The organism is Mycobacterium talmoniae (assembly GCF_001854525.1).
In the GTDB taxonomy this organism is placed as follows: Bacteria; Actinomycetota; Actinomycetes; order Mycobacteriales; family Mycobacteriaceae; genus Mycobacterium; species Mycobacterium talmoniae.
Map to the genome: position 1 here is coordinate 1 of NZ_MLQM01000269.1, position 4,355 is coordinate 4,355.

Genomic DNA, 4,355 nt, shown 5'->3' on the forward strand with positions numbered 1-4,355 from the left:
GCCGACACCAGTGCCACCGCGGCGGCGCCGGCCAGCGCCCGCGACCGGCGCCGCGACGCGGCGGGCGGGGCGGATGCACCCGGCGCCGGGTGCGGTTCCGGGTCGTCGGGGTAGTCGACCACGGCGAACGCGGCGTCCGGGCGCTGGGCGCGCTGGCTGAGCGCGGCGGCGAACTCGCGGCACCGGCCAAACCGGTCGGCGGGGTTGCGGGCCAACGCGACCGCCAGGACGTCGTCGAGCGGGGCCAGGTCGGGGCGCCGGTCGCCGAGCCTGGGTACCGCCAGGTCGGAGTGCTGCTGCGGCGGCGCCCCGGTCAACAGATAGACGGCGGTGGCCGCCAGGCCGTACTGGTCGGTGCGCTCGTCCACGACGCCGCCGGTGACCTGTTCGGGCGCGGCGTAGTGCAGGGTGGCCGGTGTCTGCCCGATGGGCGCGATACCAAAGTCGACCAGCAAGATTCGCGGTTCGTTGTCGTTGGTGAGCAGCACGTTGCTGGGTTTGACGGCGCGGTGCAGGATCCCGCGCCGGTGCGCGTAATCCAGCGCGTCCGCGAGCGCCGCCACGACCCCGAGCGCAGCACCGAGCGGCATCCCGCCGGGATGCCGCTCGGTGACCGCCTCGGTGGCGCTGCTGCCGTCGACGTAGTCCATCGCGGTCCACAGCCGGCCGTCGGACTCGCCGCGTTCGTGGGCGTCCACGATGTGCGGGTGATGCAAACTGGTGGCGGTCTGGGCCTCCCGGGTGAAGCGCTCCCGGAATTCGACGTCGGCGGTCATCGCCGCGGGCAGGATCTTCAGGGCGTCGTGGCGGGTCAGCCCGGCGCGCTGCGCCAGGTACACCTCGCCCATCGCGCCGAAGCCCAGCAACCGCTCAATGGTGTAACCAGCGAACGTCGCGCCGCTGGCCAGCCACATGGCCAAAATCCTAAAACGTCGGCGCCGAACCCGCCTGTTCTCTAGAACACCGCCCCGCGCAGCATGACCAGGTCGGGTCGGTTCAGCACCGCCGGGCCGGTACGCGGGTCGGCGGTGTAACACAGCAGGTCAGCGGGGGCGCCGTGCTCCAGTCCCGGTCTCCCCAGCCAGGCCCGGGCGTCCCAGCAGGCCGCGCCCACCGCCTCGGTCGGGCTCATCCCGACCCCGGTCAGCGCGGCCACCTCGTCGGCGATCCGGCCGTGGGCGATGCCGCCACCGGCGTCGGTGCCGGCGTAGATCGGCACCCCGGCCTCCCGGGCGGCGGCGATCCGCGGCCGGGCGCTGGCGTACAGGGCGCGCATGTGCGCGGCATAGGTCGGGTACCTGGTCGCCGAATCGGCGATCCCGGGGAAGTTGTCGATGTTGATCAGGGTCGGCACCAGCGCGGTGCCGTGGGCGCGCATCAAGGCGATGACGTCGTCGGTGATGCCGGTGCCGTGTTCGATGCAGTCGATGCCGGCGGTGATCAGACCGGGCAGCGCGTCCTCCCCGAAGACGTGCGCGGTGACCCGGGCGCCGTGCGCGTGCGCGGCGTCGATCGCCGCCTTCAGCACCCCGTCGGACCACAGCGGCGCCAAATCCCCCACCTCGCGGTCGATCCAGTCTCCGATCAGCTTGACCCAGCCGTCGCCGCGGCGGGCCTGCTCGGCCACCGCGTCGGGCAGCTGCGACTCGTCGTCCAGGTCAATCGGCAGGCCGGGGATGTAGCGCTTGGGGCGCGCCAGGTGCCGGCCGGCGCGGATAATGCGCGGCAGGTCGGCGCGGTCATCGAGGGGCCGGGTGTCGATCGGTGATCCGGCGTCACGCAGCAGCAGCACCCCGGCCGACCGCTCGGCCTCGGCCTGGGCCACGGCCTGCTCGGCGGTGACCGCGCCGCCGGGACCGATCCCGACGTGGCAGTGCGCGTCGACCAGCCCCGGCAGGATCCAGCCGCCGTCGAAGATGGTGTCGGCATCCGCTGTCCCATCAGCGGGGTCGGCGCTGAGCAGCCCGTCGACGATCCAGAACTCGACCCGCTGCTCGTCGGGCAGCGCGCGGCCCCGAACGTGCAGGCGCACCTACCGCTTGCCCGGGAAGTTCAGCTTGGACAGGTCGAAATCGGCCAACCCCGGCGGCAGTTCATCCAGCCCGGCGGGCATCTGCGACAGGTCGGGGAACCCGTCGGGCATCGCCGCACCCAGCGGATTGCGCACCTTCGGCGGTGTCGGGCCCCTCTTCTTACCCTTTTTGCCTTTGCCGCCTTTGGCTTTCGCGGCTTTGCGGGTCGCGCTTTTGCGGCCCAGGCCGGGGATGCCCATCCCGCCCATCATCGACGACATCATCTTGCGGGCCTCGAAGAAGCGGTCGACCAGCTGGTTGACCTCGCTGACGCTCACCCCGGAGCCGTTGGCGATCCGCAGCCGGCGAGAGGCGTTGATGATCTTGGGATCGGCCCGCTCGGCCGGGGTCATGCCGCGGATGATGGCCTGCAGCCGGTCCAGGTGCTTGTCGTCGACCTCGGCCAGCGCCTCTTTCATCTGGCCGGCGCCGGGCAGCATCCCCAGCAGGTTGCCGATCGGGCCCATCTTGCGGATCGCCAGCATCTGCTCGAGGAAATCCTCCAGGGTCAGCTCACCGGAGCCGATCTTGGCGGCGGCGGCCTCGGCCTGCTGGGCGTCGAAGACCTGCTCGGCCTGCTCGATCAGGCTCAGCACGTCGCCCATGCCCAGGATCCGGCTGGCCATCCGGTCGGGGTGGAAGACGTCGAAGTCGTCCAGCTTCTCCCCGGTGGAGGCGAACAGGATCGGCACCCCGGTGACCTCGCGGACCGACAGCGCCGCCCCGCCGCGGGCGTCGCCGTCGAGTTTGGTGAGCACCACCCCGGTGAACCCGACGCCCTCGCGGAACGCGTCGGCGGTGGCCACCGCGTCCTGACCGACCATGGCGTCCAGGACGAACAGCACCTCGTCGGGGTCGACGGCGGCGCGGATGGCGGCGGCTTGGGCCATCATCTCCTCGTCGATGCCGAGCCGGCCGGCGGTGTCGACCACGACGACGTCGAAGTGTTTGGCTTTGGCCTCGGCCAACCCCGCCGACGCGACGGCCACCGGGTCGCTCGGGCCGGCGTCGTGCGCACCGTCGGGTGCGGTCCCGGGGTGCGGGGCGAACACGGCCACGCCGGCGCGTTCGCCGACGATTTTGAGCTGGTTGACCGCGCCGGGCCGTTGCAGGTCGCAGGCCACCAGCAGCGGGGTGTGCCCCTGGCCGCGCAACCAGTGCGCGAGCTTGCCGGCCAGGGTGGTCTTACCGGTGCCCTGCAGACCGGCCAGCATCACCACGGTCGGCGGGGTCTTGGCGAACGCCAGCTGGCGGGTCTGCCCGCCGAGGATGCCGATCAGTTCCTCGTTGACGATCTTGACGACCTGCTGGGCCGGGTTGAGCGCGCCGGACACCTCGGCACCCTTGGCCCGGTCCTTGATCCGGCCGATGAACGCGCGCACCACCGGCAGCGACACGTCGGCCTCGAGCAGCGCCAACCGGATTTCCCGGGCGGTGGCGTCGATATCGGCGTCGGTCAACCGACCCTTGCTGCGCAGCCCCTGCAGGGCGCCGGTCAACCGGTCGGACAGAGATTCAAACACGCCGCCAGCCTAATAGGCCGCTGCGGCGGTGTTGGGTGCAGCGGATCTAGCCGCCGCGTGCCCGACCGGACCGCGGACCTCCCGACGACAACGAGAGGCGCCGGTAAAAACCCGGTCGCGAGACCACAGCAATTAAGTTAAGTCCACATCTATTTATCGATATTTGCGTTTTTACGCCTTTCCATACACTCGTTAGAAAGCCATCAATAAATGGCTTTCGGTCGGTCTTTTCACGCCACGCTGCAGCAAGATGAGGGACGCGCAGGGGGTGGCCCTATGCCATGCCGGAACGGCACCCAATTTCTTCGAAAGAGCGAATCGGTGAGGAGAGCTCCATGTCGTTTGTGACCGCACGCCCGGACGCCTTGGCCGCGGCGTCAAGCAAACTCGCAACCGCCGGATCGGCGCTGGCCGCCCAAAACGCGGCCGCCGCCGCTCCGACCACCGGTCTGGCCCCGGCGGCCGCCGATGAGGTCTCGGCGCTGCAGGCCGCACAGTTTGCCGCGTACGGCCAGCTGTACCAGTCGATCGCCGCCGAAGCGACCCAGATCCACAACCAGCTCGTGCAGATGCTGCAGACCAGCGCCGGTTCGTACGGCGACACCGAATCGGCCAACGCCGGCGCGGCCACCGCGCCGTTGCCGGGACTGCTCGGCGGCCTGACCTCCGGGTCGGGGTCGGGGTCGGACCCGTGGTCGTGGTTCACCGGCCTCCTCGGCGGGACCGGGCCGGGTGGGCTGTCCGGCAACCTGACCAACAT

At 70.9% G+C, this 4,355-nt stretch carries 4 protein-coding genes; 1 reads left to right on the top strand and 3 read right to left on the bottom strand.

The genetic code is table 11. The features are described from left to right. The 3 genes from BKN37_RS26090 to ffh all read right to left on the bottom strand — a co-directional run. On the bottom strand, window positions 1–914 hold a 914-nt coding region (locus BKN37_RS26090), incomplete at its 3' end, for a serine/threonine-protein kinase (RefSeq protein WP_131823707.1). Between the two features lie 41 nt (window positions 915–955). After that, window positions 956–2,032, bottom strand: coding sequence for a metal-dependent hydrolase family protein (locus tag BKN37_RS26095; protein ID WP_071030093.1), 1,077 nt, complete (start codon window positions 2,030–2,032; stop codon window positions 956–958). Next, window positions 2,033–3,595: a signal recognition particle protein gene (gene ffh / locus BKN37_RS26100; RefSeq protein WP_071030096.1), complete on the bottom strand. Its 1,563-nt coding sequence runs from the start codon at window positions 3,593–3,595 to the stop codon at window positions 2,033–2,035. It lies immediately after the preceding gene. 335 nt (window positions 3,596–3,930) lie between these two features. Here ffh and BKN37_RS26105 point away from each other — a divergent pair. Beyond that, window positions 3,931–4,355: PE family protein (locus BKN37_RS26105; protein ID WP_131823708.1), on the top strand; the 425-nt coding region annotated here is incomplete at its 3' end.